This window comes from Tenacibaculum larymnensis (assembly GCF_028829235.1).
Lineage (GTDB): Bacteria > Bacteroidota > Bacteroidia > Flavobacteriales > Flavobacteriaceae > Polaribacter > Polaribacter larymnensis.
The window spans coordinates 200,606-223,167 of sequence record NZ_JAIWJY010000001.1 but is presented as its reverse complement, the minus strand read 5'-3'; the positions used below and the strand labels follow the sequence as shown (position 1 = coordinate 223,167).

Sequence of the window (22,562 nt, the reverse complement as noted above, 5' to 3'; positions counted from 1 at the left end):
AAGGTGAAAATCATCTTATAATTATTATTTTTACCTCTTTACGTACAAAAAACACAATTATTACGTTGTTGTACTGTAAAAGTAATAGTATATGAAAAAAGGGGTAAAGATAATAGTATTCAGTGTTTTAGCAGCTATCGTGTATTCGTGTAGTGTTAAAAAGGATGCTTTTTTAAATAGAAATTACCATGCTGTTACCACCAAATACAATGTGCTTTTTAACGGGGAGCAAGCGTATTTAAAAGGACTTGAAGAAATTCAAGAAAAGCACGAAGACAATTTCTGGAAACGCTTGCAAATAGAGCCTATAACTTTTAATGAAAGTAAATTAACTACAAAAGTACTTACCCCAGGTACAGGTTTTAAAGCAGATGAAGAAGAAGAAAATAAGAATCTAACGCCCTTTGAAAAAGCAGAAGAAAAGGCTATAAAAGCAGTTCAAACTCATTCAATGAACATTAATGGTTATGAAAGAAATAGCCAAATAGATGATGCTTATTTATTATTAGGAAAATCAAGATACTACACACAACGTTTTATTCCGGCATTAGAAGCTTTTAACTATGTAATAGTTAACTATCCAAAGGCTGATTTAAACTATGAAACAAAAATTTGGAGAGCGAAAACCAATATTCGTTTAGGGAATGAAAAAAGAGCCATAGAAACATTAATGCTATTGTTAGATGTTTTAGATGAGAAAGAAAAAATAAACAAATCGGTAAAAGAGCAAGCTTACACAGCTATGGCTATGGCTTATGAACAAACAGATACCATCCAAAAAATGGTAGATTATCTAAAGTTAGCTACTAGAACACATTATAACAGAGAACAATCAGCTCGAAATATGTTTGTGTTAGGTCAGGTTTACAGCGAATTAGATAGAAAAGATTCAGCAAGAATGGTGTTTCGAAAATTATCAGAATTTAAAAGAGCACCAGACAAGTTCCGTATTCGAGCAAATATAGAACTAGCTAAAAATACACCAAATGATTCAACATCAATATTAATGTTGGCGAGGTTAAGAAAACTGATTAAAAATTCAGATAACCGTAAGTTTTTAAACGAATTATACTATCAGGCAGGAGTAATTCAAGAAGGAAGAAATAACCCTGAAGCTGCAGCAGAATATTATAAAAAGTCTTTACAAGCAAAGCATAATAACAATTATCAAAAAACATATGCGTATGAACGCTTGGCAAACATGGCTTTTGAAAAAGAGAATTATTTGTTAGCAGGCTCGTATTACGATAGTGTAATGCAAGTGGTTTCTAAAGAGTTTGATCAAGAAAAAAGAATCCGTAGAATTCGAAGAAAAAATAAAGGACTCACAACTCTAAGAAAGTACGAGGAAACTGTTAAAAATAACGACAGTATTCTTGGTTTGGTGGCAATGACACCAGATGAAAGAACTTCTTTTTTTGAAGCATATATTGAAAAAATAAAAAAAGAGGATGAAGAAAAAAGACAACAAATACTCAATGCTCAAAACTTTGGAAGTGGTTTTGGTGGAGGAACATCTATAAATAATACCGCGAATAAAGGGAAGTGGTATTTTTATAACACACAAGCCTTAGGGTTCGGAAGAGCGGAGTTTCAAAAAATATGGGGAACACGTCCTTTGGAAGATAACTGGCGATTATCAGATAAATCTATCAGTGTTGCAGATAATGTGTCAAATGACACTGATGCAAACAAAGTAAATAAGAGATATGAACTTTCAACATATCTTGATGCTATACCTACAGATGAAAATGTAATTAGTGAGCTAGTAAAAGAACGCAACGACGCACTATATCAACTAGGTTTAATTTATAAGGAGCAGTTCACAAATGAAACACTAGCTATTAAGAATCTAGAGCGTTTAAAAGAAGTAAGTACAGATGATAAATTAGAATTGCCAATAAGTTATCATTTGTATCAGATATATAAAAACCAAGGAGAGGTAGCTAAGGCAAATGAATACAAGAATGTTATCTTGCAAAAGTATCCAGAAACAAGTTTTGCTCAAATAATTTTAAATCCTGAGAAAAAACTTGTGGAAGAGAAAAAAGAAGATGAGGTTTTAAATAAATATAAAGAAATATATTATTTATATAAAGAAAATAAGTTTGAAGAGGTTGTTAATGAGGTAGATAATTTTTCAACGACCCTAAAAAATTCAAATTTAATCCCTAAATTTGCGCTCCTAAAAGCCTTGGCTATAGGTAAATATCAAGATAAAGATACCTATAAAAAAGCATTAGAGTTTGTTGCAATTAGTTATGCAACTACGCAAGAAGGTAAGAAAGCAAAAGAAATCATAGAACAATTAAATAAAACATAAACACCCTTAAATTCCCCGAATATGTTTGGTAAAGAGAGTAAAAAAACAGGAGAAAATAAAGTTGCAGAGAGAAACATTATAGGAAAAAACACTAAAATTACTGGAGAAATCATTTCTGAAGGAGATTTTAGAATCGACGGAACCTTAGAAGGAACTATAGAAACTAATGGTAGAGTAATTATTGGTAGTACTGGTTTAATTAAAGGAAAAGTAGAGTGTACTAACGCTGATGTGGAAGGAGAGTTTTCAGGAGAGTTATTTGTATCAAATACATTAACAGTAAAATCTTCAGCAAATATTACAGGAGATGTAGTTATAGGAAAGCTATCTGTAGAACCAGGAGCAGAATTCAACGCTACTTGTGCCATGAAAGGAGCGGTAAAAGAATTAAATAAGAATGAGCAAGGACTCAAAGAAAAATCCGCTTAATAAATACATACGATTCACAGGAATCGCACTTCAAATGGGACTAACTATTTACCTAGGAAGTTTACTAGGTGAATGGTTAGACCAAAAATACCCAAACGACAATCAACTTTACGTAAAAATTTGTACACTTGTAGCGGTTTTCGGAGCCATGCTTTCGGTAATTATACAAGTAACCAATCTAACAAAAAACGATGATTAAACGAATTTTAATTTTTACTGTAGTTGTAGTTGTATTAGCTACTTTAGGATTCTTTATTAATAATTACTTCATAGAGAAAAACGCTGTAAGTTTATCTTTTTCGTTACTATCAGTGTATACATTTAATTTAGTAGCTTCGTTAGTAATTTATATTGCAGTTGAAATAGTAATAAGCTATTTACCTAATGAAACAGGTTATTTATACCTTGGTTTAATGTTGGTGAAGTTTGGAGTGTTTATTTTATTATATCAAGATTCCATTTTTTCTGAAACAGGTTTAACTAAACCTGAAAAAGTTTCAATACTACTTCCTATTCTTATTTTTTTGTTAGTAGAAGCTATTGGTGTTTCAAAGTTGTTGAATAATAGATAGTTTGCTGTTTTTTGATGTCTTTGGAAGGCTTAGGAAAACTAAATAAAAAAACCGTTTGTAGTTTTAATTTATTGTGTACCTTTGCACGGAAATTTAGAGACCATAATTCTATATTTAGTAAGGTATGATGATAGCAAAAAAACCTATCTATTTTTTAACGGTACTAGCAATAGTATTTAGTTCATTTACAGCATTCGCTGGAGGAGGTGATACTTCAAACGGAGGTCAAATTAATACACGAGAGCAAATTGATGGATATATTAAACATCACTTAGCTGATTCACATGATTTCACATTGTTTTCGTATACAAATGATGCAGGAGAGCGTAAGCATGTTGGTTTTCCTTTGCCAGTAATCGTTTGGACAAGTCAAGGATTAAAAACATTTATGTCTTCAGAATTTCACCACAATGATGACGGTCACGTTGTTTTAGAAAAAGGTGGAGTAAAACTTACTAAAATTCACAGTAAAATATACGAGTTAAACGAAGGAGAAACAGCTGTTTCTTTTGATGAAGCTCATCATGCTACTAATGCACACAGAGTATTAGATTTTTCTATAACTAAGAGTGTGTTTGGTATGTTGTTCGCAGGTTTGTTAATGTTGTTAGGTTTTGGGTCTTTAGCTAAAAGCTATAAGAAAGGAGCAATCCCAACGGGAGTTGGACGTGTGTTAGAGCCTTTAGTACTTTACGTAAGAGATGAAATAGCACGACCAAACATAGGTGAGAAAAAGTATATGAAGTTTATGCCTTACTTATTAACGGTATTCTTCTTTATTTGGATATTAAACTTGTTAGGATTAACTCCGTTAGGATTTAACGTTACAGGGCAAATTGCAGTAACAGTGTGTTTAGCATTGTTTACGTTAGTAATTTATTTAACAAATGGTAGTAAAGATTTCTGGGCTCACACATTATGGATGCCAGGTGTTCCAGTAATTCTAAGACCAATATTAGCAGTAATCGAGTTGATTGGTTTTATTTTAATTAAACCTTTCTCATTATTAGTGCGTTTATTTGCAAACATTACTGCGGGTCACTTTGTAGTAATGAGCTTAATAGCATTAATGATTACATTAAAAAATCAGTTCGGATCTGTAGGTTCAACAAGTATTTCATTATTGTTAGCATTATTTATTACAGTAATTGAAATTTTAGTAGCGTTCTTACAAGCATTTATTTTTACAATGTTATCGTCATTATTTATTGGTATGGCGGTTGAAGAGCACGAACATCATTAATTTAGAATAAGAATTTGTTTAATTATATATAAATCAATTAGTATGTACAATTTAATTGGAGCAGGATTAATCGTTATCGGAGGAGGATTAGGATTAGGTAAAATTGGTGGTAGCGCAATGGAAGCTATCGCTCGTCAACCAGAAGCAGCTGGTAAAATCCAAACAGCGATGATCATTATCGGAGCATTATTAGAAGGATTAGCATTTGGTGCTTTAATCTTAGGAAAATAATTCCGAAACAAAACAGAAGTAAAACATTTTCCTGTAACGATTGGTTGCAGGAAATGTTTTCAAATTAAACAAAAAACAAAACAGTAAAAAGATTAAATTTCAGATACAATGGATCAGTTAATAAATGATTTTTCTCCAGGGCTATTTGCTATGCAAGCATTAATATTAGTAATCTTACTAGTTTTATTGTTCAAGTTTGCATGGAAACCAATTATGGCTGCTTTAACAGAACGTGAAGAAGGTATTCAAAATGCATTAGATCAAGCAGAAAATGCTCGTAAAGAAATGCAAAATTTACAAGCTGATAACGAGCGTTTATTAAAAGAAGCAAGAGCTGAGAGAGATGCGATGATGAAAGAAGCTCGTGAGATTAAAGATAAAATCATTGCTGATGCAAAGCAAGAAGCTGAAGAGCAAACATCTACTATGGTAGAGAATGCTAAAGCTACTATTAAGCAAGAGCAACAAGCAGCAATCGCTGAGTTAAAGAAGAAAGTAGGAGACTTATCTATCGAAATAGCTCAAAAGGTTGTAAGAAAAGAATTAGCTTCACAAGACGATCAATTAAAGCTTGTTGAAGGAATGTTAGAAGAGGTTACTTTAAACTAATCAGTAGATGAAAGAAGCAAGAGCAGCATTACGTTACGCAAAAGCAATTTTAAAATTAGCTAAAGATTCAGGTAATGAAACTTTAGTAAACGATAACATGAAGTTAATCGTAGATACAATTGCTGAGAGCGCTGATTTAGATGTTATGCTTAAAAGTCCTGTAATCAAAGCTGCAGATAAGAGTAAAGTTTTAAATGCACTTTTTGGTGATAAAGTAGATAACATTGTAAAAGGGTTATTTAACTTATTAGAGGAAAATAAGCGTATGGTGATGTTAGAGCCTATTGCTAAGCAATATGCTGTTATATATGATCACTACAAGAACATGAAAGTTGCTAGAGTTACTACAGCAGTAGCTTTAACAAAAGAGTTAGAAGATAAAATACAAGCTAAAATTGTAGCCCTTACAGGAAACAATGCTAGTATTGAGAATATAGTAAATCCTGATATATTAGGAGGATTTATCTTACGAGTTGGAGATGTGCAATACGATGCAAGTATCTCTAGCCAATTTAATGAGTTAAGGAGAGAGTTTGACAACGGTCATTACATTCCAAAAATTTAATTATACATCAAAAGAAATAAGATGGCAGCAATTAAACCAGCTGAAGTATCAGCAATTTTAAAGGAACAATTAACAAATTTTGAGTCTAAGGCTTCATTAAACGAAGTAGGGACAGTATTACAAGTAGGTGATGGTATTGCACGTGTTTATGGATTATCTAACGTACAATACGGAGAATTAGTAGAATTCGATAACGGATTAGAAGGTATCGTATTAAACTTAGAAGAAGATAATGCAGGTGTTGTATTATTAGGAGCTTCTACTTCAGTAAGAGAAGGATCTACTGTGAAACGTACAGAAAGAATTGCTTCTTTAAAAGCTGGAGAAGGAATCGTAGGACGTGTTGTTAACACTTTAGGACAACCAATAGATGGTAAAGGACCAATTCAAGGTGAAACTTTTGAAATGCCTTTAGAGCGTAAAGCACCAGGGGTTATCTTCCGTGAGCCTGTAACTGAGCCAATGCAAACAGGTATCAAATCTATTGATGCAATGATTCCAGTAGGACGTGGTCAACGTGAGTTAATCATTGGAGACCGTCAAACAGGTAAATCAACTGTTGCTATTGATACTATCTTAAATCAGAAAGAATTTTATGATGCAGGACAACCAGTGTACTGTATCTACGTAGCTATCGGTCAAAAAGCTTCAACAGTAGCAGCTATTGCTAATATGTTAGAAGAAAAAGGAGCGTTAGCTTATACAACTATCGTTGCTGCAAATGCATCTGATCCTGCACCAATGCAAGTATATGCACCATTCGCAGGAGCTGCAATTGGAGAATATTTCCGTGATACTGGTAGACCAGCTTTAATTGTTTATGATGATTTATCTAAGCAAGCAGTAGCTTACCGTGAGGTGTCTTTATTATTAAGAAGACCACCAGGACGTGAGGCTTACCCAGGGGATGTATTCTACTTACACTCAAGATTATTAGAGCGTGCTGCTAAGGTAATTGCTGATGATTCTATCGCAAAAGAGATGAATGATTTACCAGAATCATTAAAGTCTAAAGTAAAAGGTGGAGGATCTTTAACAGCTTTACCAATTATTGAAACTCAAGCAGGAGACGTTTCAGCATATATTCCAACAAACGTAATTTCGATTACTGATGGTCAGATATTCTTAGAGTCTGATTTATTCAACTCAGGGGTTCGTCCAGCGATTAACGTAGGTATCTCAGTATCACGTGTAGGAGGATCTGCTCAGATCAAATCAATGAAAAAAGTATCTGGTACTTTAAAGTTAGATCAAGCTCAGTACCGTGAATTAGAAGCATTCGCTAAGTTTGGTTCTGATTTAGATGCTGCAACTTTAAATGTAATTGAAAAGGGTAAGCGTAACGTAGAGATCTTAAAGCAAGCTCAAAACGATCCTTATACTGTAGAAGATCAGGTAGCTATTATCTACGCAGGTTCTAAGAACTTGTTAAAAGATGTACCTGTAAACAAGGTGAAAGAATTCGAAAAAGATTATTTAGAGTACTTAAATGCTAAGCATAGAGATACTTTAGATACTTTAAAAGCAGGAAAGTTAACTGATGAAGTAATTGATACTTTAAGAGACGCTGCTAAAGAAGTTTCAGCTAAATTTTCAGCTTAATAAAAACAAAAAAGGCATCCCCGCATAACAATGCGGGGGTTTTATAAATTTTAAGTTCAATTAAATGGCAAACTTAAAAGAAATACGTAACAGAATTACTTCGATTAAATCAACAATGCAGATTACCTCTGCCATGAAAATGGTATCGGCTGCAAAGTTGAAAAAAGCTCAAGATGCAATTACAGCAATGCGTCCGTATTCATCTAAGCTTACCGAATTATTACAAAGCTTAAGTGCTACATTAGATAGCGATGCAGGTGGAGTATATTCAACAGAAAGAGAAGTAAACAAAGTATTGTTAGTTACTGTAACTTCAAATAGAGGTTTATGTGGAGGTTTTAACTCATCTATTATTAAAGAAACGGTTAAAACTATCAACGAGAAATACAATGATGATGCTGTTGATTTATTGACTATTGGTAAAAAAGGAAACGATATTTTATCAAAAGACTATACAGTTATCGAGAATAGAAGTAATATTTTTGATGACTTAACTTTTGATAATGTTGCTGAAATAGCTGAACAGTTAATGAATTTATTCGTAGATGGTTCTTATGACAAGATAGAAATCATATACAACAGATTTAAAAACGCAGCGACTCAAATACCACAGGTAGAGCAATTCTTACCAATTCAACCTGTAGAAGGAGAATCAAAAGCTAATTTAGATTACATTTTTGAGCCTTCTAAAGAAGAAATCATTTTAGAGTTAATTCCTAAGTCATTAAAGACGCAATTATACAAAGCTATTCGTGATTCATTTGCTGCCGAACACGGTGCTCGTATGACTGCAATGCATAAAGCAACTGATAATGCTACGGAATTACGTGATGAGTTGTTATTAACTTATAACAAAGCACGTCAAGCTGCAATTACAAACGAGATCTTAGAAATCGTTGGTGGAGCAGAAGCTTTAAATAACTAAGAAAAGAGAATTTCTCAGAAATATTCTGAGAGTTACCATAAAAAAAGCGAACCAATTTGGTTCGCTTTTTTATTTATATAATTTTATTATTCAAAATTAGATGATAAGTAATAGTTTTCTAATGTTACTGGATATAAATCATTTTCAAAAAACTGATTCATAATTCTTGTGGTAACAGGGCTAATTCCTGTACTTACTCCATCTACTTCATGAGGGTATGTCATATTTGAAGAATGGTTATAACCAATAGTATGTCCTATTTCATGTGCTGTTATAAAACCAGTTTCTTTACGAATATAATCTCTTAGTACATGTTCAGCTAAACCAAAGGTTGCGCCACCACCTAAACCAGAAACATTAACAACCTTACCACAGTTATAGCGAGTTTTGTTTAAAATAATATTATAAGCTCCTTTCTTTTCGTTTTCTGTTAAAGCAGTTGTTCCATCATTTCCGATAATATTTTCATTAATAAATTCATTTTTAAAATTATCAGAAGCAAAAACAACTCCAAGGTTAATCATTAACCCAGTAAACCTACGGATATCTTTTGCAGTAATATCTTCGGCCCAATTGTTATCTGGATTGTTGTCTGTATCAAAGTCATGGTATTTTATCGTCCACTTTAGTTTATGTAAACCTTTAAGCTTTTGGATAATTTCGTTATCACCAGTAAAATTAAAAACAATATTACTAGGGTCAATACCTGTATCTTTAAAAATTGAAAGATCAACTTCTTGATTGCTTGTATTTAAAAACAAGGAAGAGTTGTTTATAAAAGGGTAGTTAATTTCTTGCTTACCATGGGCTCTTATTTTATCAATTTTAAATAATTTAATAGGTTTATGAAAACCTTCAGCCTCAATCGTAGCTGTAATAGTTATATCTTCTAAATCTATCGGAGCAAAATTAGCAATCTCAATAGTTTTATTATCAATTGGCTTAACTCTTATTACTTTACTTATTTCATACACACGAGATTCTGAAGTCATTACTTCTTGAGGTTCTCCGTCTTGAAACATTAAGCTAGAATTGGTTTCAGAATCAAAAGAATAAGTTTTAAGCTCAACGTTAGGGATACTTTCTTTATCACTACATGAAAAGAATAAAAAGGAAGAACAAACTAATGTTTTAAATAATAGTTTCATTTTTGAAATATTAGGGGGTTATTTTTTGGCGAATATAAAGCTTACAAACTATAAGTTTCAGAAAGCACTAAAAAACAACTTCAAATTTATTTCTACCTATAATCATTCACATGTGGTAAGGTATAATTAGGTAAATAAATTAGACAGAAACTAAACTGTTGTTAGTTCTAGACTTTTCAGAATTGTTTTTGACTAAGTATAGATAAACCAGTAGTGGTATTAATCCGTGAGGAAGTCTATATATTGTTAAGTATAAATACTGATGCATAATACTTAAAGAAAAATCATAATGAAAGCCACTAAGAATTCTTGCTAAAGCAGTAACAATACCCCAAAAGCATGCATATAGCAAGGCTACTTTTGAAAGTTTAGGAATAAATATAGCAATAGCAATAATAAAATCTAAAAGACCAGCTACAAATAATAGGTTTTTAGCCATTTCTTCTTGTACAGGAAGTATATTCAACGTCATGGTAACGAAATTACCTGGTAATGGGTAAAAAACACCAATAGCGTACATTCCATGACAAGTGAAAGCTAATGCAATAAAAACTTTTAGGTAAAAAAGTAAGATAGGTATGTTTTTATGTTTTAAAAAATATAATAAAGCGATAGGAACTCCAAACTGAATGGTGTGCTCAAAAAACATTATAAGGTGATAAAACTTATTTTTTGTAATCATTAAAGCTAAAAAAACTAAACTTACTGCGCCTAATTTTAAAATGTTACTCATCCATTTTTTTGAGTTTTCATTTATTAAAATTGAAATAATAGCACAAACTAGATATAAAACACCAATGCTTCTGGTTAAAACTTGAATAGCAAAATCGGTGTTAAGATTTGTAACGTATGATTGCCAACTAGTGTTAAAAAGAAAATTAATAACAGGCTCCAATAAATGCTGATCCCAAAAAAAACTTCGGTAGGGGGCATCCCAAAATAAATGCTGGTAAGCTCTGCCAAAAAAAATAAAAAAAGAACAGAATTTTAAAAAAGTAAGAAGGGTTTTAGTGTTCATAAATTAAGGTTTAAACAAAAGTAAAAATAGGGGGTATGTAGTTTGTTAAAATAAGATTAGTAAACTATAAAACAATAGTTAGGTTAATGTTAGTCAGGTTATTATATAATTAATTTTAATAAAAATAATCTATTAATTTGAAAGGGAAAAAATATATTTGTGTAACTAACTAGTAAACTTTAAAGTCCCTCACCATGAAAAAAATTATTTTAATACTGTTATTCTTAACAGTTCTTAGTACTTATGCCTCTAATGATAAGTATCGATTAATTATCACAGACAATCCAGCAACTACTATAATGATTGGTTGGAACCAAATTTCAGGATCTAATCCTGTTATATACTATGGAACGATAGATAACGGAACTAACTGGTCAAATTATCCAAATTCCAAATCTGTAGACCGTTCTGTTTCTTATAAAGGAATGAGTAATACTTTTGCTAAACTAACAGGTTTGAGTCCTAATACTAACTATTATTTTGTAATTAAAGATAGCCAAGGAGTAAGTAGTCGATTTTGGTTTAAAACAGCTCCAAATACCAACGATAAAATGTCTTTTATTGCTGGAGGAGATTCAAGAAATAATAGAACACCAAGAAGAGATGCTAACTTGTTAGTTTCTAAATTAAAGCCAACCGCAGTGTTCTTTGGTGGAGATATGACTAACGGAGACTCTAGTTCTGAATGGCAAGACTGGTTTAATGATTGGCAATATACCACAGCAAATGACGGAAGAATGTTTCCTATAGTGCCGACAAGAGGAAATCACGAAGGTTCCAATAATAGTATTTATAACCTGTTTAATGTTCCATCAACAAGTGTTTATTACGATATAACTTTTGGAAACAACTTGTATACAATTTATACACTGAATTCAGAAATTTCCGCTGGTGGTACTCAGTATTCATGGTTAAGTCAAAAATTGAATGCAAATAATTCTATTTGGAAGTCTGCTCAATATCACAAACCGATGCGTCCACACGTATCATCAAAATCAGAAGGAAATGATGAATACTCTAGTTGGTCTCAATTATTTTATGATAAAGGAGTGAATTTAGTATTCGAATCAGATTCTCATACAGTAAAAACAACATGGCCGGTAAAACCTTGTGCCGGAGGAAGTAATTGCGATGAAGGTTTTGTTAGAGACGATGTTAACGGAACCGTTTATGTAGGAGAAGGTTGTTGGGGAGCACCTTTACGATCATCGAATGATTCAAAAAACTGGACAAGAGACGCGAGTACCTTTAATCAGTTTAAATGGATTTTTGTTGAAGAATCTAAAATAGAGATTAGAACAATTAAGGTAGATAATGCGAGTAGCGTTGGTTCTGTTTCAAACCAAAATCCATTCACAATACCATCTAATTTAGATATATGGAATCCATCTAATGGAAGTGTAGTAACAATTATAAGTAGTAATGTTAGCTATCCAGAAGTTACAATTACGAGTCCGTCTTCAGGTTCATCACATACCGTAAATACTCCAGTAACAATTTCCGCTACTGCTACAGATAGTGATGGAACAATTTCAAGTGTTAAATTTTATGTAAATAACACTTTAGTAGGCACAGATACAAATACTCCATACTCTTTTAACTGGATACCTACAATTGATAACCAATCATATATAATTAAAGCAAAGGCTACAGATAATGACGGATACGAAACTACTTCTGAAGAGGTTTCTGTTTTTGTAGGAAATGTTTCTAAGACAATAACTTCAACAATTAATAGTACTAATGATGATGCTGAACAATATGAGTCGTCAGGAACAATGTATATGAACAGTTCTGATTTAGAATTAGTGTATGATGGAAGTTCCAAAGGAAATCAACATGTAGGGTTGTTGTTTAGAAATTTAAACGTACCAGCTAATGCTACGGTAACGAATGCGTATATACAATTTACTACCGATGAAACAAATTCAGGAAGTACATCATTAGCAATAAAAATTCAAGATTCATCAAATGCACCTGATATGACTTCTCAAAGTTATGATATAACATCAAGAAGTTATTATAATCAATCAGTTGCTTGGAGTCCTAGTTCATGGAGTTCAGTTGGAGCTTCGGGGACAGCACAAAGAACTCCAGATTTAAAATCTCTGGTACAATATGTTGTGAACAGATCTAATTGGGCAACTGGTAATTCAATGATGTTTTATATTTCAGGAACAGGAGAACGAACAGCAGAGTCATACGATGGAAGTAGCGCGAGTGCACCCAAATTAGTGATTACTTATAGCACAGGGAACCCTGATGATGGAGATGGAGGAGGAGAAATCCCAAAATGTGAGGATGTAAGCGTGACAATTATTTTCGATAAGTATTCTTCAGAAACTTCTTGGAGTTTAAAGGATAGTACAGGACAAACTGTAATGAGTGGAGATAATTATACTCAAGGAAATGGAGAATCTATTACTGTATCAAAATGCTTGCCGGTAGGATGTTATGATTTTACAATTAATGATACATATGGTGATGGCATTTGCTGTAGTTATGGAAGCGGTTCGTATAAAATAACTAATAATAATGGAGATGTATTAGCTTCAGGAGGAAGCTTTGGGTCTTCGGAGACTAAACAGGTTTGTTTAAACACTAACACTTCTGCAAAAACACAATTAAGAAGCCAAGAAAAAGAAGAAACAAATACTTCAGGAATGAGTATTTATCCAAATCCAGCTGTTGATAGGATTTATATTAAAGGAGGAAAAAATACAGTTTTGTGGACCGCGAAAATAATAGACGTATCAGGAAGAAAAGTAATAGAAGCACCTGTAATTAATAATTCAATAGATGTTTCTACAGTTTCAAGTAACTCAATTTACATTGTTGAAATATATGATGAACTAGGACAAAAGAAACTTTCTGAAAAGATAATGAAGAAATAAACTTTGAAATAAAGAGTTGAAAAGCGAACCAATTTGGTTCGCTTTTCTTTTATAGTAGACTTTGAATTACTTTTTGAATGGAGATTGTATCAATTCCACATACTTCTTGCAACTGTTGAATCGTACCATGATGAATAAATTCATCAGGAATTCCTAATAGTTTAATTTTTCCTTGATAGTTTACTTCATAGGCATATTCTGATACTTCACTCCCAAATCCACCTTTGATAGTGCCATCCTCAACAGTGATAATAGCATCAAATTTTTTGAAAATAGCGTCTAAAAGTTGCTTGTCTAAAGGTTTTACAAAACGTAGGTCGTAATGCGCAACCGATTCGTTACTTTCAAGCTGACTTATTGCTTCTGAAACATTATTTGAAATAGTTCCTATAGATAACACTGCTACTTGATTACCTTCTTTTAAACAGGTTCCTTTTCCAACTTCTATGGTTTCGAATGGAAGTTGCCATTGCTCTAATTTGCCTTTCCCTCTGGGATATCTAATAGCTATCGGATGTTCAAGACCCTGTTGAGCGGTAAACATAATGTTACGTAACTCAATTTCATTACGAGGAGCAAATACAATTAGGTTTGGAATACAACGTAAATAAGCCAAATCAAAAACTCCATGGTGAGTTGCTCCATCTTCACCTACTAGTCCAGCCCTGTCTAAGCAAAAAATTACAGGTAAGTTTTGTAAGGCTACATCGTGAATTACTTGGTCGTAAGCACGTTGTAAAAAGGTAGAATAGATATTACAAAACGGAATCAATCCTTGGGTAGCCATACCTGCAGCTAAGGTTACTGCATGTTGTTCGGCAATACCTACATCAAATGTTCTATCAGGAAACTCTTGCATCATAAACTTTAACGAGCTTCCGGTTAACATAGCAGGCGTAATTCCTACAATTTTTTCGTTTTTCTGTGCTAGTTCAACAATAGTTTCCCCAAAAACATCTTGAAATTTAGTGTATTTACTTGCCTCTTTAGGTAGGACGTCTCCAGAAATTTTGTCAAATTTACCAGGAGCGTGATACCTTACTTGGTCTTGTTCAGCTTGTCGTAACCCTTTCCCTTTTGTAGTTATTACGTGTAAAAACTTAGGACCTTGAATACTTTTTAAGCGTTCTAGTTCACGTAACAACTCTTCAAAATTATGTCCATCAATAGGTCCAGAATAATCAAAGTTTAAGGCTTCAAAAATATTGTGTTGTTCTATCTCTAATCGAGGAGCTTTAATTTTTGTTAAATAATCTTTCAAAGCGCCTACCGATGGGTCAATACCAATGGCATTATCGTTTAAAATAACTAAGAGATTTGCATTCGTGTCTCCTGCATGATTCAAAGCTTCAAAAGCCATTCCACTAGCAATAGAAGCATCACCAATCACCGCAATATGATGTTTTTCAATATCTTGTAATTTCGAGGCAATTGCCATTCCTAAAGCTGCTGAAATAGCGGTAGAAGAGTGACCAACACCAAAAGTGTCGTACTCACTTTCTGAGCGTTTTGGAAATCCTGAAATACCATCAAACTGGCGGTTGGTATGAAAAACGTCTTTTCTTCCTGTTAAAATTTTATGCCCATAGGCTTGATGTCCTACATCCCAAACTAATAAATCGTTTGGAGTATCAAACAAATAGTGAAGTGCAATGGTCAATTCTACGACACCTAAGCTTGCGCCTAAATGTCCTTCTTTTGTAGCAACCACATCAATAATAAACTCACGCAATTCTTGAGCGAGCTGTGGCAATTCTTCTGATGTTAATTTACGTAAATCAGCAGGAATTTGAATGTTTTTCAATAGGTCGTTCGACATATAGCAAAAGTACAAAAAGGTAGAGATTCCTAACTTTTTAGACTAAAAACTTTGTAGTTTTGTTGTATGAGCAAATTGTACTTGGTGCCTACACCGATTGGGAATTTAGAAGACATTACGCTGAGAGCGCTTAAAGTCTTACAAGAAGTAGATTATATTTTAGCGGAAGATACACGTACGAGCGGAAAACTACTGAAGCATTTTGATATTTCTACACCGATGCAGTCGCATCATATGCATAACGAGCATAAAACGGTAGAAATAATTGTGAAACGTTTGCAAAGTGGTGAAACGTTTGCGTTAATTTCAGATGCAGGAACCCCTGCAATTTCAGATCCTGGTTTTTTATTAACTAGAGCGTGTGTACAGAATGGGATAGATGTAGAATGTTTACCAGGAGCTACTGCTTTTGTTCCAGCTTTGGTAAATTCTGGCTTACCGAATGACAAATTTGTTTTTGAAGGTTTTTTACCTGTAAAAAAAGGACGTCAAACACGGTTAAAATTCTTGGCAGAAGAGACACGAACTATGATTTTTTATGAGAGTCCACACAAGTTATTGAAAACACTCGCAAATTTTGCAGAGTATTTTGGAGAGGATAGACAAATATCTGTTTCTAGAGAACTGACAAAATTGTTTGAAGAAACCAAACGAGGAAGTGTAAAAGAAGTACTAGCATATTATACTGAAAAACCAGCTAAAGGAGAAATCGTGGTTGTAGTTGATGGGAAAAAGTAAAGAAATTAAAGTTTTATAAAAACCCTAACTTTTCTTCTTCTTGAGTTTCTTATTTTTGTAACTCTTTAAAAAGATTACATGTCTACATTTCATAAACTACGTATAGAAAAAATAATAAAAGAAACAGCAGATGCTGTGTCTATTTTATTTGATATCCCTGCAGAACTAAAAGATAACTACACTTTTTTTGCAGGTCAATATATTACAATAAAAGCTATCTTAGACGATAAGGAAATAAGAAGAGCTTACTCTATTTGTGCTTCTCCTAACAGTAAGCAAATTAAAGTTGCTGTAAAAGCAGTTGACCACGGAAAATTTTCAACCTATGCAACAACTAAGCTAAAAGAAGACACTTTTTTAGAGATTTCTGAACCAGAGGGGAAGTTTATTTTAGAACCTCAAGCACAAAAAAACTATCTTGCTTTTGCTGCAGGAAGTGGAATTACCCCAGTTTTATCAATGGTAAAAACAGTGTTAGAGAATGAACCAACTTCTACAATTACACTAGTTTTTGGAAATAAAAGAGCTGAAAGCACAATTTTTTATGATGAGTTAAATGAGTTAGCTGAAAAGTATTCTTCTCAATTAAACTTACATTATGTGTTTAGTCAAGAGGTGAGAACTAATAGTAAATTTGGTAGAATTGATAAAGGACATGTAAACTATTTCGTGAAAAATATACATAAAGATATTTCTTTCGATTCAGTCTATTTATGTGGACCAGAAGAAATGATCCAAACTGTTTCTGAAACACTTCAAGAAGATGGATTTGATGAAAGAGACATTCATTTTGAATTATTTACCGCTAATATTTCAGATGAAGAAGCGGCATTACATATTCCAGACGGAAAATCAGAAATTAAAGTGGTGTTAGATGATGAAGAACATACTTTTATGATGGAGAAAACCGATACGGTTTTAGCAGCTTCTTTACGCAACAAGCTAGATGCCCCATATTCTTGTCAAGGAGGAGTTTGTAGTAGTTGTATTGCAAAAGTTACGGAAGGAAAAGCTGTAATGGCAAAAAATTCTATTTTAACTGACGACGAATTAGAAGAAGGTTTGATACTTACATGTCAAGCACATCCAACTACACAGAAAATAGTGGTAGACTTTGATGATGTTTAGGTAAAATCGTAACTTTATAGAATGGATTTTTACGACTTTAAAAACGCATTTTTTGTAGGTGTTTTCATGGCTTTTATGATAGGGCCTGTATTTTTTATGCTGATTAAAACCAGTATTTTAAAAGGAGCTAGAGCAGCCATTGCCTTTGATGTAGGAGTGATTTTAGGAGATATTTCTTTTATGTTAATAGCCTACTTTGGAAGTAGAAGTCTGTTAGAAAAAATAAAAGATGACCCGCGGTTGTTTCTTATCGGAGGGTTAGTGCTTATTGTTTATGGATTAATTACTTATTTAGATAAAAACAATAAGAAAGAAGCAAAAGCTCCCGATGTTGTTTTACCTGAAAGTAATAATTATTTAAAGCTCCTTTTTAAAGGCTTTTTCTTGAATTTTATAAATATAGGAGTATTAGCTTTTTGGCTGGGGTTAATTGTGGTTATAGGACCAACGTATGATATGAATCCGAAGTATTTGGTTTGGTATTTTGGTACTGTAATAGCAGGTTACGCAATTACAGATTTAGGGAAAATATTATTAGCTAAACAACTTAAGAGTAGGTTAACTCCATTGGTTATTTATCGAATAAAACGTGGAATGGGAGTATTATTAATCGTTTTTGGTGCTGTGTTAATGCTAAAAGGATTTATTCCTGAAAGTAAGATTGATAATCTGATTGAGAAAGTAGAATCGCTAGATTAAAAGCCGATAATCATTTTTGCTATCCAAAAATAGATCAAAATCCCAAAAATATCGTTACTCGTTGTAATAAAAGGCCCTGTAGCAATTGCAGGGTCAATACCTCTCTTATCTAAAAATAAAGGAATAAAAGTACCTACCAAACCAGCTACAATAATTACCGTAAATAATGAAGATGAAATAGCAGAGGCAATTGTTATATCTCCTTTCCAAATCCAAATAAAGAAAAACAAGATAACAGCCAAAACAAGTCCATTTACAGCAGCTAAAGACATTTCTTTTAATAATCTATTAGTAACACTTCCTTTTACATCATCGTTAGCTAAACCTTGTACAATAATTGCTGAAGATTGTACCCCAACATTACCAGCCATGGCTGCAATAAGAGGTGTAAACATAAAAAGAATAGCATTTTCTTCTAATGCACCTTCAAAAAAGCCCATAATTCTTGCAGCTCCAATACCTCCAATTAAACCTAGGAACAACCATGGTAATCGAGCTCGGGTTAACTGTAAAATGCTATCTTCAGAGTCAACATCTTGGGTAATACCTGCTGCTAATTGATAATCTTTTTCAGCTTCTTCTTTAATTACATCAACAATATCATCAATAGTAATTCTACCCACCAAAACACCTAATTCATCCACAACAGGAATAGCTTCTAAGTCATATTTACGCATAATGTTAGCTACATCTTCCGCGTCATCGTGTACATGAACAAAATCTACTTTAGGAATATAAACATCCGAGATTTTAGAACGAGTAGAAGCCATTAACAAGTCTTTTAACGACAAACGCCCTTTTAACTTACCTTCATCATCAACCACATAAATAGAATGAACTCTAGTAACCTCTTCTGCTTGCTGACGCATTTTTTTAACACAGGTAAGTACATTCCAATTCTCATTTACTTTTACAAGCTCTTTTGCCATTAATCCACCAGCAGAATCTTCATCATATCGTAGTAATTCTACAATTTCTTTAGCATGTTCACGGTCTTCAATTTTCCGAATTACATCTTGTTTTCGTTCTTCAGGAAGTTCAGCAATAACATCGGCAGCATCATCGGTATCAAGTTCATTAACCTCTTCGGCAATTTCTTTGGCAGATAGTTGTTCAAAAACTTTTTCACGAACTTCTTCATCAACTTCCATTAATACATCCGAAGTTGTTTCACTATCTAATAAACGTATAATGTAAACTGCTTCTTCAAAAGTAAGTTCATCTAAAACTTCAGCAATATCAGCGTAGTGAATATCTGAAAAAACCTCAGAAAGAGCTGTGTCTTTTTGTTGCTGAATCAGGCTTTGTACGTTTTCTAATAAGTCTTTTGTGATTTCTAATGCCATTGCTTGCAATTTTGCTCGATAATCGAGGTTTTGAATATGTTGAAATCTAATTCAAAAAGAAGACTTGTTCTTATCTAAAAAAGGACTCTTAACTATTGTTTTGAGCTATTTTTCGTGTCAACTCAATGAATTTTTGTACCGACAACTGTTCGGGACGCATCGCAAATATAGGGTCTTCTTTTAAGGTATCCGAAAGATTAAAAGATTTTAAACTGGAACGTAACATTTTTCTTCGTTGATTAAAAGCTGTTTTTACCACTCTAAAAAATAATTTTTCATCAACAGGAAGTGTGTAGTTTTCTTTTCTGATAAGTCTAATAACTCCAGAATCTACCTTTGGCGGTGGATTGAATACAGAAGGAGGTACGGTAAATAAGTATTCAGCATCATAAAAAGCTTGTGTTAATACCGAGAGTATTCCGTAAGTTTTACTTCCTTCTTTTTCAGCAATTCGTTGAGCAACTTCCTTTTGAAACATTCCTGAAAACTCTGGAACAAATTCGCGGTTTTCAATAGCTTTAAAAACAATTTGTGATGAAATGTTGTATGGAAAGTTTCCGATAATTGCTACTTGCTGATTATTGAAAGTTTCAGTGAAATCCTTTTTTAAAAAGTCACCTTCAATAATGGTAAACTTTTCTTTTGAAGTATTTAGTTTTATGTGTTCAACAGGGAATGTTTCTTGTAAATAGGTTACTGATTCTGAATCTAATTCCATTACCGTAACTTTTGGTTTCTTTTCTAATAAATATTTAGTTAGAACTCCCATACCAGGACCAATTTCTAATACGTTATCGTATCCTTTTTCGGTTAACGAATCAGCAATTTTCTTAGCGATGTTTTCATCGTTTAAAAAATGTTGTCCTAAATGTTTTTTTGCTCTTACGGTCATGGATTCAGGTTAATAGATTTTTATAGACGTAATACGTTTAGAATCTTGGTTTTGGGTCTTGACTAATTACTATTTACTGTAGGGAAAAACTCATTAACAACTTTTAATTCAGTACGAAAAGCAAGCATTTTATCAGCAAACTTTTTTAATCCGTCGTTGCGTAGTTTGTCTGCACTATGTTTGTAATAGTTGTCTAAATCTTCACGTGTTTTAGCAGTATATTGAATAGAGTAGGTAATACCTCCCATTTCTTCTTCAACCAACACTTGCGTCATTTTAGCACTTAAAAAGTGTCCTGTTGCTAATACTTCAGGTATATGGCTTTCAATCCAAGTTAACCATTCAGCATGTATACTTTCGTCTATATTTATTGTTACGTTGTATATGTACATAGTTTTTAATTTTAAAAATAAAGTAATAAGAACGTCTTCAGTTTTTTAAATGTCGTCTCCTCTTAATTTTCTAAACTTTTTTCGGGCCTCTACTAGGTAGATACTCGATGGGTGGTCAAAAATAATCTTTTGATAGTATTCTTTAGCCTTTTCTAGATTATTTAATTCATTGTTATATAAATCAGCCATGTGATAATATACATCGTCAACATAAATCCCTTTTTTATCTAAAGCTATTATTTTGGCATAATTTAAAATGGCTTCGTCATATTGTTTCTTTTTAACAAATAATTGAGCTTGTTTAAATAATGCTTCATCTTCAATAGATTGCCCACCGTAATTAGCAATTATATTGCTTAAAATAGCAATTGCTTCATCATTTTTATTTTGATAAGCTAACAGATCAGCTTTGGCATATTCTTTTAAGCCAGTACCAATACTATCTTTAGGTTCATTATCTGAAATTGTCAAGAACAAATCAGCAGCATCGTTAGCAATAAGTTGTGTTGCTGATCCTTTTAAAACTTTTAGCTGAGCCTTTGCCCAAGTAAAATCATTTTTAAAATAAGAAGCTTGTGCTACTTTAAAGCGGGCTTCTTGACCTATATAATTGTTTTTGAATAGCGTTTGAACTTGAGAAAAATAAATTAATCCTTTGTTAAATTTACCCATATATACAAAAACATCACCAAGCTTAAGTTTTATAGTTGCTTTTATAAACTTTGAATTGGTAAAATTTAAGGCATTCTTTAAAATAACAGATGCTTCTTGTGGGTTGTTCTTTGTAAATGTTAAATAGTTAGCGTACTCTATTTGTGTGAAAAGTGTTTTAGAGTTAATTCCATATTCTTTAAAAATAGAATTAAAACGTTTATCTACATCAGGTTGTTTTGTCTCAATTGCTATTTTAAGGTTATTATTTATAGCTTTAAACTTGTCTCTAGGGTAATTCGTTTTTTCAATAATAAGATCAAAACACTCTTTTGCAGTTTCATAGTCTTTGTTCTCTAGAGCTATTTTACCCAAATCATTAATTTTACCCAAATTATCTGGGTCTCTTGCAAGTAATGCCTTGTTTTGAATAAGAGCTTTGCTGTATTGTTTTTGCCTAATAAATAACCAAGAAAGTAAATCATTCCAAATGTCTTTAGGGTTGCTTATAGATTTTCGTAATAGTGCTTTTTTGAATAAAACATTGTTCTCATCTTCGCTATCATCAGTTAAATATTTACCAGCATAACGTTTTACATTGTTGAGGTAACCACTATTTTTGTCAACCAAATCAATGTATGATTTGAACATTTGTTCAAAATCTCCCTTTTCACCATAAATTTGCGCTAATTGAAACCCATAATTAGCTTTTGGGTTAATTTCCATTACTTTATTAAAAGCTTCAATAGCTAAATCTAATTTACTATAGTTTTTAAACAACCCTGCGATTAAAGAACCGTAATTTGCTTTTTTATTAATGGATTCAATTGCTTTTTGATAGTATTTATTAGCGTCTTCTATTTTTTCTTGCCGTTCACTATTATAACCTAGAATTACATATAAGTAAGATAAGTTAGGTTTTTCTTTTAGTTTTTGAGTGAGTAAATTTTCAGCAGCAGTAAATTGTTCAGTCTCCTGATAACAAGTGATTAACTTTTTTAAATAAGTTGTGTTATATGGGCTTTGATCGTATAATCTTTTATATAACTGAATTGCCTTTTCATATTCATTATTTCTAAAATAATTTTCAGCAATGATAAATTCGTTTTGCTGTGCTTGGCAAAACAAACTTAAGATCAGTAAATTAAATAAAATAATGGCTTTTTTCATTTTGAAAATTTTAAGCGTTGTGTTTTTGTGCTTAATTCAGTTAAGAGGATTTTGTCTATCAAAAATACAGAAGATAATTGTTAAAATACTATTAAAAGAGGTGCTTTTTTGAAAAGCAGTGTAACATTTTGGCACGAACTTTGTCTTATTAATAAAACAACTAAACAA

General features: G+C 32.5%; 21 protein-coding genes. 14 read left to right on the top strand and 7 right to left on the bottom strand.

The genetic code is table 11. From position 1 onward, the window contains the following. The first annotated feature begins 91 nt into the window (after positions 1-91). The 10 genes from porW (at position 92) to atpG (ending at position 8,499) form a co-directional block, all read left to right on the top strand. A complete protein-coding gene (gene porW / locus LCI24_RS01070) occupies positions 92-2,323 on the top strand; it encodes a type IX secretion system periplasmic lipoprotein PorW/SprE (RefSeq protein ID WP_274638758.1) in 2,232 nt (743 codons plus the stop codon). Between the two features lie 21 nt (positions 2,324-2,344). Further along, entirely contained in the window at positions 2,345-2,752 is a 408-nt protein-coding gene (locus tag LCI24_RS01065; RefSeq protein WP_099215020.1) for a bactofilin family protein, read from the top strand. Further along, positions 2,721-2,951 (top strand): AtpZ/AtpI family protein, encoded by a 231-nt coding sequence (locus tag LCI24_RS01060; protein WP_099215021.1) that lies wholly within the window; start codon positions 2,721-2,723, stop codon positions 2,949-2,951. Before LCI24_RS01065 ends, LCI24_RS01060 begins: the two co-directional genes overlap by 32 nt. Next, entirely contained in the window at positions 2,944-3,324 is a 381-nt protein-coding gene (locus LCI24_RS01055; protein ID WP_274638757.1) for a DUF6168 family protein, read from the top strand. Before LCI24_RS01060 ends, LCI24_RS01055 begins: the two co-directional genes overlap by 8 nt. Before the next feature lie 124 nt (positions 3,325-3,448). Further along, entirely contained in the window at positions 3,449-4,567 is a 1,119-nt protein-coding gene (gene atpB / locus LCI24_RS01050) for a F0F1 ATP synthase subunit A (protein WP_274638756.1), read from the top strand. 42 nt (positions 4,568-4,609) lie between these two features. Next, on the top strand, positions 4,610-4,798 hold the full coding sequence (locus tag LCI24_RS01045) for a hypothetical protein (protein WP_125066429.1): 189 nt from the start codon (positions 4,610-4,612) through the stop codon (positions 4,796-4,798). Positions 4,799-4,906: 108 nt separating this feature from the next. After that, a complete protein-coding gene (locus LCI24_RS01040; RefSeq protein WP_099215025.1) occupies positions 4,907-5,407 on the top strand; it encodes a F0F1 ATP synthase subunit B in 501 nt (166 codons plus the stop codon). A 7-nt stretch (positions 5,408-5,414) separates the two neighbouring features. Continuing rightward, positions 5,415-5,972 (top strand): ATP synthase F1 subunit delta, encoded by a 558-nt coding sequence (gene atpH, locus LCI24_RS01035; RefSeq protein ID WP_274638755.1) that lies wholly within the window; start codon positions 5,415-5,417, stop codon positions 5,970-5,972. Positions 5,973-5,993: 21 nt separating this feature from the next. Further along, entirely contained in the window at positions 5,994-7,574 is a 1,581-nt protein-coding gene (gene atpA, locus LCI24_RS01030; RefSeq protein WP_274638754.1) for a F0F1 ATP synthase subunit alpha, read from the top strand. A 64-nt stretch (positions 7,575-7,638) separates the two neighbouring features. Beyond that, the gene (atpG, locus tag LCI24_RS01025; RefSeq protein WP_274638753.1) at positions 7,639-8,499 is read left to right on the top strand and encodes an ATP synthase F1 subunit gamma; all 861 of its coding nucleotides are present in this window, start codon (positions 7,639-7,641) and stop codon (positions 8,497-8,499) included. An 86-nt stretch (positions 8,500-8,585) separates the two neighbouring features. Here atpG and LCI24_RS01020 read toward each other — a convergent pair whose 3' ends face one another. Next, positions 8,586-9,647 (bottom strand): zinc metalloprotease, encoded by a 1,062-nt coding sequence (locus LCI24_RS01020; RefSeq protein ID WP_274638752.1) that lies wholly within the window; start codon positions 9,645-9,647, stop codon positions 8,586-8,588. Positions 9,648-9,786: 139 nt separating this feature from the next. Continuing rightward, entirely contained in the window at positions 9,787-10,380 is a 594-nt protein-coding gene (locus tag LCI24_RS01015; RefSeq protein ID WP_274638751.1) for a hypothetical protein, read from the bottom strand. 479 nt (positions 10,381-10,859) lie between these two features. Between LCI24_RS01015 and LCI24_RS01010 the strand changes: the two genes are divergently transcribed. Further along, on the top strand, positions 10,860-13,559 hold the full coding sequence (locus tag LCI24_RS01010) for an Ig-like domain-containing protein (RefSeq protein ID WP_274638750.1): 2,700 nt from the start codon (positions 10,860-10,862) through the stop codon (positions 13,557-13,559). Between the two features lie 49 nt (positions 13,560-13,608). Here the strand turns inward: LCI24_RS01010 and dxs are convergent, their stop codons facing one another. Further along, a complete protein-coding gene (gene dxs / locus LCI24_RS01005) occupies positions 13,609-15,378 on the bottom strand; it encodes a 1-deoxy-D-xylulose-5-phosphate synthase (protein ID WP_274638749.1) in 1,770 nt (589 codons plus the stop codon). Positions 15,379-15,444: 66 nt separating this feature from the next. Here dxs and rsmI point away from each other — a divergent pair, with 66 nt between their 5' ends. From rsmI to LCI24_RS00990, 3 genes are all read left to right on the top strand, one after another. Continuing rightward, complete coding sequence (gene rsmI, locus LCI24_RS01000; RefSeq protein ID WP_274638748.1) at positions 15,445-16,116, top strand: 16S rRNA (cytidine(1402)-2'-O)-methyltransferase; 672 nt, start codon at positions 15,445-15,447, stop codon at positions 16,114-16,116. A gap of 78 nt (positions 16,117-16,194) precedes the next feature. Further along, the gene (locus LCI24_RS00995; RefSeq protein WP_274638747.1) at positions 16,195-17,244 is read left to right on the top strand and encodes a ferredoxin--NADP reductase; all 1,050 of its coding nucleotides are present in this window, start codon (positions 16,195-16,197) and stop codon (positions 17,242-17,244) included. 21 nt (positions 17,245-17,265) lie between these two features. Next, entirely contained in the window at positions 17,266-17,943 is a 678-nt protein-coding gene (locus LCI24_RS00990; protein WP_099215035.1) for a LysE family translocator, read from the top strand. Here the strand turns inward: LCI24_RS00990 and mgtE are convergent. From mgtE to LCI24_RS00970, 4 genes are all read right to left on the bottom strand, one after another. After that, positions 17,940-19,289: a magnesium transporter gene (gene mgtE, locus LCI24_RS00985; RefSeq protein ID WP_099215036.1), complete on the bottom strand. Its 1,350-nt coding sequence runs from the start codon at positions 19,287-19,289 to the stop codon at positions 17,940-17,942. The genes LCI24_RS00990 and mgtE overlap by 4 nt on opposite strands. A gap of 88 nt (positions 19,290-19,377) precedes the next feature. Beyond that, positions 19,378-20,181: a 16S rRNA (adenine(1518)-N(6)/adenine(1519)-N(6))-dimethyltransferase RsmA gene (rsmA, locus tag LCI24_RS00980; protein ID WP_274638746.1), complete on the bottom strand. Its 804-nt coding sequence runs from the start codon at positions 20,179-20,181 to the stop codon at positions 19,378-19,380. A 62-nt stretch (positions 20,182-20,243) separates the two neighbouring features. Then, positions 20,244-20,573: a DUF4286 family protein gene (locus tag LCI24_RS00975; RefSeq protein ID WP_099215038.1), complete on the bottom strand. Its 330-nt coding sequence runs from the start codon at positions 20,571-20,573 to the stop codon at positions 20,244-20,246. Between the two features lie 45 nt (positions 20,574-20,618). Further along, on the bottom strand, positions 20,619-22,394 hold the full coding sequence (locus LCI24_RS00970; protein ID WP_274638745.1) for a tetratricopeptide repeat protein: 1,776 nt from the start codon (positions 22,392-22,394) through the stop codon (positions 20,619-20,621). Between the last annotated feature and the right edge of the window lie 168 nt (positions 22,395-22,562).

Excerpts from the sequence above, each read along its gene's own strand:
- LCI24_RS00975 (WP_099215038.1), bottom strand. The coding sequence starts at position 20,573 with ATGTACATATACAACGTAACAATAAATATAGACGAAAGTATACATGCT.
- atpB (WP_274638756.1), top strand. The coding sequence starts at position 3,449 with ATGATGATAGCAAAAAAACCTATCTATTTTTTAACGGTACTAGCAATA.
- atpA (WP_274638754.1), top strand. The coding sequence starts at position 5,994 with ATGGCAGCAATTAAACCAGCTGAAGTATCAGCAATTTTAAAGGAACAA.
- LCI24_RS01010 (WP_274638750.1), top strand. The coding sequence starts at position 10,860 with ATGAAAAAAATTATTTTAATACTGTTATTCTTAACAGTTCTTAGTACT.
- LCI24_RS01055 (WP_274638757.1), top strand. The coding sequence starts at position 2,944 with ATGATTAAACGAATTTTAATTTTTACTGTAGTTGTAGTTGTATTAGCT.
- mgtE (WP_099215036.1), bottom strand. The coding sequence starts at position 19,289 with ATGGCATTAGAAATCACAAAAGACTTATTAGAAAACGTACAAAGCCTG.
- rsmI (WP_274638748.1), top strand. The coding sequence starts at position 15,445 with ATGAGCAAATTGTACTTGGTGCCTACACCGATTGGGAATTTAGAAGAC.
- LCI24_RS01060 (WP_099215021.1), top strand. The coding sequence starts at position 2,721 with ATGAGCAAGGACTCAAAGAAAAATCCGCTTAATAAATACATACGATTC.
- LCI24_RS01020 (WP_274638752.1), bottom strand. The coding sequence starts at position 9,647 with ATGAAACTATTATTTAAAACATTAGTTTGTTCTTCCTTTTTATTCTTT.
- LCI24_RS01040 (WP_099215025.1), top strand. The coding sequence starts at position 4,907 with ATGGATCAGTTAATAAATGATTTTTCTCCAGGGCTATTTGCTATGCAA.
- LCI24_RS00995 (WP_274638747.1), top strand. The coding sequence starts at position 16,195 with ATGTCTACATTTCATAAACTACGTATAGAAAAAATAATAAAAGAAACA.
- LCI24_RS01015 (WP_274638751.1), bottom strand. The coding sequence starts at position 10,380 with ATGAGTAACATTTTAAAATTAGGCGCAGTAAGTTTAGTTTTTTTAGCT.
- LCI24_RS01045 (WP_125066429.1), top strand. The coding sequence starts at position 4,610 with ATGTACAATTTAATTGGAGCAGGATTAATCGTTATCGGAGGAGGATTA.
- LCI24_RS00970 (WP_274638745.1), bottom strand. The coding sequence starts at position 22,394 with ATGAAAAAAGCCATTATTTTATTTAATTTACTGATCTTAAGTTTGTTT.
- atpG (WP_274638753.1), top strand. The coding sequence starts at position 7,639 with ATGGCAAACTTAAAAGAAATACGTAACAGAATTACTTCGATTAAATCA.
- dxs (WP_274638749.1), bottom strand. The coding sequence starts at position 15,378 with ATGTCGAACGACCTATTGAAAAACATTCAAATTCCTGCTGATTTACGT.
- LCI24_RS01065 (WP_099215020.1), top strand. The coding sequence starts at position 2,345 with ATGTTTGGTAAAGAGAGTAAAAAAACAGGAGAAAATAAAGTTGCAGAG.
- atpH (WP_274638755.1), top strand. The coding sequence starts at position 5,415 with ATGAAAGAAGCAAGAGCAGCATTACGTTACGCAAAAGCAATTTTAAAA.
- rsmA (WP_274638746.1), bottom strand. The coding sequence starts at position 20,181 with ATGACCGTAAGAGCAAAAAAACATTTAGGACAACATTTTTTAAACGAT.
- LCI24_RS00990 (WP_099215035.1), top strand. The coding sequence starts at position 17,266 with ATGGATTTTTACGACTTTAAAAACGCATTTTTTGTAGGTGTTTTCATG.
- porW (WP_274638758.1), top strand. The coding sequence starts at position 92 with ATGAAAAAAGGGGTAAAGATAATAGTATTCAGTGTTTTAGCAGCTATC.